4 protein-coding genes are annotated in these 4,007 nt (G+C 71.2%); 1 reads left to right on the forward strand and 3 read right to left on the reverse strand.

Annotated elements, in window-relative coordinates:
• Positions 1 to 312: 312 nt before the first annotated feature.
• Together E4099_RS30035 and E4099_RS30040 are read right to left on the reverse strand one after the other, a co-directional pair.
• Positions 313 to 1,113 carry a VOC family protein gene (locus E4099_RS30035; protein WP_135342266.1) on the reverse strand — a complete coding sequence of 267 codons (801 nt, stop codon included), beginning with the start codon at positions 1,111 to 1,113 and terminating at the stop codon, positions 313 to 315.
• Between the two features lie 223 nt (positions 1,114 to 1,336).
• Positions 1,337 to 1,930 carry a TetR/AcrR family transcriptional regulator gene (locus E4099_RS30040; RefSeq protein WP_135342267.1) on the reverse strand — a complete coding sequence of 198 codons (594 nt, stop codon included), beginning with the start codon at positions 1,928 to 1,930 and terminating at the stop codon, positions 1,337 to 1,339.
• 111 nt (positions 1,931 to 2,041) lie between these two features.
• Between E4099_RS30040 and E4099_RS30045 the strand changes: the two genes are divergently transcribed.
• Positions 2,042 to 2,581: a GNAT family N-acetyltransferase gene (locus tag E4099_RS30045; protein WP_135342268.1), complete on the forward strand. Its 540-nt coding sequence runs from the start codon at positions 2,042 to 2,044 to the stop codon at positions 2,579 to 2,581.
• A 21-nt stretch (positions 2,582 to 2,602) separates the two neighbouring features.
• Here the strand turns inward: E4099_RS30045 and E4099_RS30050 are convergent.
• On the reverse strand, positions 2,603 to 4,007 hold a 1,405-nt coding region (locus E4099_RS30050; RefSeq protein ID WP_167828529.1), incomplete at its 5' end, for an outer membrane protein assembly factor BamB family protein.

Genomic DNA, 4,007 nt, shown 5'->3' on the forward strand with positions numbered 1-4,007 from the left:
GTCCTGGCCCGGTGTACGGCTCCCGGCCTGGTGTACGGCTCCCGGGTGGGCCGGGTCGGGCTGGGGCCGCAGTCGGCGTGCGGCTTCTTCCGAGGCCGGCGTAGGGCTCTTCCGAGGTCGGCGTGCGGCTTCTCCGAGGCCGGCGTGCGCACAGGCCCTGGGAGTTCCGGAGTCCGGAGGTCGGGAGTTCGTTGGTTCGGGAGCTCGGGAGCTCGGGAGCTCGGGAGCTCGGGAGCTCGGGCAGGGCCTCTCGGCGGGGCCCCGAGGTCGGCGCGGTCGTCGAGTCGTCGAGGATCCCCGGAGCGGCGCGGGTCAGCCGCCCGACTCCATCGGCTTCGGCTTGATCACCCCGAGGACCGAGCCCTGCGAGTCCTCCGCGATCGCGAGCCGCCCCGCGATCATGTCGTGGGGCTGCACGACCGCGCGTCCGCCGGCAGCCGTCAGCCGGGACACCGCGTCGTCCGTGTCCTCCACGGCGAAGTAGGTGAGCCAGTGCGAGTGGGTGCCGGGCGGGGCGGCCTTGGGCATGAACTGGAGGCCGCCCACCGGGCGCCCCTGGACCGAGAGCGTGTAGTAGCCCTCCGCCCCCTCCGCCCGCATCGGCTCGGCGTCGATGCCCAGGACCGCCTTGTAGAAGGGGATCGCGGCCTTCACATCGGTGGTGTTGAGCTCGTTCCAGACCACGGCGTTCGCCTCGTTGACGATCTGCGCGCCCTGGAACTCCTTGGCCTGCCAGATCCCGAACACCGCACCCGTCGGGTCGGCCGCGACCAGCATCCGGCCCAGGTCCATCACGTCCATGGTCGGAGCCACCACGGTGCCGCCCGCCTCGGTGATCGCGGCCTCCGTGGCTGAGGCGTCGGCCGATGCCAGGTAGGTGGTCCATCCGGTCGGCGGTGCGGGACCGTCGCCCGCCGGCTGCCCCGCCATGATCCCGGCCACCGCCTTGCCGCGCAGGGTGCACACCGAATAGCCGCCGACATCGGGCGGCCCCACCTGCCCTGACCAGCCGAACAACCCGGTGTAGAAGTCCAGCGCGGCCTGCTGGTCGGCTGCCGTGAGATCCACCCAGCAGGGGGTGCCAGGCGCGTAGGGGGTGGTGACTTCCGACATCGCTGAGCCTCCAGGTGAGAGTCCGGCAGCCACGCGGGCGCGTCCCTGCCGCCTCGGGCGCCGCCCCCTCCGCTCGGGCTCGGCCGGATGTGCGTGGCTGCCCCTGCCCAGCCTTGCCGCGTCCGGCGCGCCTCGCCACTCGAGAGGGGGTGGGATCGGCCCGCCGGGTGGATGCCCGGCCACCGGGGCGGTTCGCGAGGGAGGAGCCGTTCCCCGCTCGCCCCTACCGCTTCCGCGCGAGGCCGTCCAGGAAGCTGTCCAGCAGCGCCGTCTGGCGGGTCGGTGGCAGGCGCTTCGGGTCGAACAGGGCCTGGACGACCAGACCGTGCGTGAAGGCGGCGGCCACCGTCGCCAGATCCTCCGGATCGGTGTCCGCGGGCAGTTCGCCCAGCTCGCGGGCGGCCTCGAGATGACCGCGCAGCACCTCGCACCAGCGCAGGTAACGCGCCGCCTGCCCGGCGCTCAGGCCCGGGTCGGCGAGGGCCGCGTCCCAGGAGCTGACCCAGGCCCGGCTCATCCCGGCCATCTCCTCGGTGAGCGGCAGTACGTCGAGGAGTGCGCTGCGCAGGCCGGCCAGGCCGGGGCCGGGCGGGGTGCGCAGCGCACGGTTGGCCGTGCGCTCCTCGGCGACCTCCAGAGCGTGGGCCATCAGCGCCCGCTTGCTGGGGAAGTAGTGGCTGACCAGACCTGTGGAGGCGCCCAGCTCGGCGGCGACGGCACGCAGCGTCAGCCCCCCGAACCCGCGTTCGCCCAGTACCCGCCACACCGCCTCGGAGACATCGCGGCGTTTGGCGTCGTGGTCACCACGTGCGGGCATATTCGCTTCCTCCTCGGGCCGGTGGCCCCTAGGGTACGCGAGTACGTAACAAACGTTTGGAACGCATAGCCGTTCGGAAGCACGACCCGCCCATCGCGATCGGAGCGCCCCATGTTCAGTTCCCCCCTCACCGACGGCGCCGAGCTCTGCCCGCTGGAGCCCTGGCAGGCCGAGGAGTTCGCCGACTACGTGGAGCGCAACCGCGCGCATCTGGCGCCCTGGCTGCCCTGGGCCACCACCATCACCGACGCCGAGGGGGCAGGCCGGTTCCTCGGGGCGTACGCGGAGGCCCAACGCGAGGACAGGGGGCGGATCTACGGCATACGGCGTGAGGGCGCCCTGGTCGGCGGGGCCCTGTTCCGGGTCTTCGACGTACCGTCAGGGGTGTGCGAGTTGGGCGTGTGGATCTCCCCCGAGGCCCAGGGCAGCGGTCTGATCACCACCGCCGCCCACCGCCTGATCGACTGGGCCTTCCAGGTCCGCGGCATGTCCCGCGTCGAATGGCGCGCGGCCCCCGACAACCACCGCAGCCACGCGGTCGCCCAGCGCCTGGGCATGACCCGGGAGGGCACCCTGCGCCAGGTCTTCCCGTTCAACGGGGTGCGCCAGGACCTGGTGGTGTGGGGGTTGCTGGCGGAGGAGTGGGGGTGACGGGCCGGCTGCGGGGCGGGGTCAGAAGACGGGCAGGGCGGTGAGACTGCCGTCGTCGACCACGAACACGCGGTTGCCCGCCCCCGCTATCGACCAGAACGGTGTGCGGCCCCTTGAGTAGGTCCAGGCGTGCTTTCCGGTGTCCCGGTGCACCGCGGCAGCGCTGTATCGGTTAGCGGTATTGATGACTGTCCATACGGAGTTTCCCTGGACGACGGGGGGTACGAAGGTCACGTCGTTCTTCAGGTCGTGTGTCCAGTCGGTCCTGCCGTCGCGTTTGTCGCGGCGGCTGATCTTCGTGCCGTCCGAGGCGTAGAGCGCGTCCCCGTCAAGCGTGGGCGGGCCCCATCCGCCGTACGTGTGACCGGGTTCGCTATCCGTCGGCAGCGACCAGATCTGCTTGCCGTCACGAAGCCTGCGTGCGGTCAGGGAAGAGCCTCCCATGTACACGACGCCCTCGGAGATGGCGGGAAGCAGGGCATACTGGCCCATTCCCTGCTTCGGAAGCTTCCATACGGTCTTCCCGGTGCGGGAATCGAGCGCCGCGGCCGCGCAGTCGAAGCCGCTCACCACCAGGTATCCGTCGCCCGCGGCTCCGATCAGCGGATCTGTTCGGCCTTCCACCGGTGTCGGGACGTGCCAACGCACTGTGCGGGAGGGGACGTCGAAGGCGCAGAGATGGATGACATGGTCTCCAGAGGAGGGCGACATAGCGCAGAAGTAGACGGTGGTGTCGTCCACGGTGACGATGAACTGGCCGAGCAGCACGTCCGATTCGCTGGTACGCAGGGTTCCCTCCGGCCAACGATTCTTACCGGTGGTCCGGTCCACAGCCATCAGCCCACCGCTGCCCAAGGGCAGGCAGACCACGAGATCGTCCGAGAGAGCGAAGTACCGGGCCATGGTGTTGCAGTCCACGCGCCACTTCAAACCGCCGTCCGTTACGTCATAGGCAGCTATCTCGGCGCTTCCCTGGACGACGACCAGGTCGTGCAGCAGCGCCGGCGGGAAGGCCTCCGGGTTCTCCCCCGGTCCCGCTTGCGGGCCCCAGAGGGTGGGTGGTGCGATGCCCTGCCGGTACTGGGAGGGGGTGAGGGGTTTCGCGTCCCAGGGCTTGGGAGGTGGCGGCGGGGTCTTCTCTCGCGGTCGGTCGGCCTGCTTGGGCCGGCTGGGGGAGTCGTCGCGGGCCAACCACCAGGCGGCCGTTCCGGAGACGCCCGCCAGCACCGCGCCTCCCGCGGCGAGTTTGGCAATCAGGCCGCGCCGAGTGGGCGCGACCGGAGTGTCCGTCCTGGAGTCGGCTGTGAGCTGTTCGGCCGCGCACTCACGCTCGCTGATGTCCGTTGCCAGCGAGCCCAGTTGCCAAACGGGTCTGGTGCCGTGTTTGGGGGGCAGGGCCGTTGCGATCTGTGCGGGGGAAGGGCGC

The organism is Streptomyces palmae (assembly GCF_004684805.1).
Taxonomy (GTDB): domain Bacteria; phylum Actinomycetota; class Actinomycetes; order Streptomycetales; family Streptomycetaceae; genus Streptomyces; species Streptomyces palmae.

Bases quoted from the DNA above. Each gene is read 5' to 3' on its own strand.
- E4099_RS30040 (WP_135342267.1), bottom strand. From the start codon at position 1,930: ATGCCCGCACGTGGTGACCACGACGCCAAACGCCGCGATGTCTCCGAG.
- E4099_RS30035 (WP_135342266.1), bottom strand. From the start codon at position 1,113: ATGTCGGAAGTCACCACCCCCTACGCGCCTGGCACCCCCTGCTGGGTG.
- E4099_RS30045 (WP_135342268.1), top strand. From the start codon at position 2,042: ATGTTCAGTTCCCCCCTCACCGACGGCGCCGAGCTCTGCCCGCTGGAG.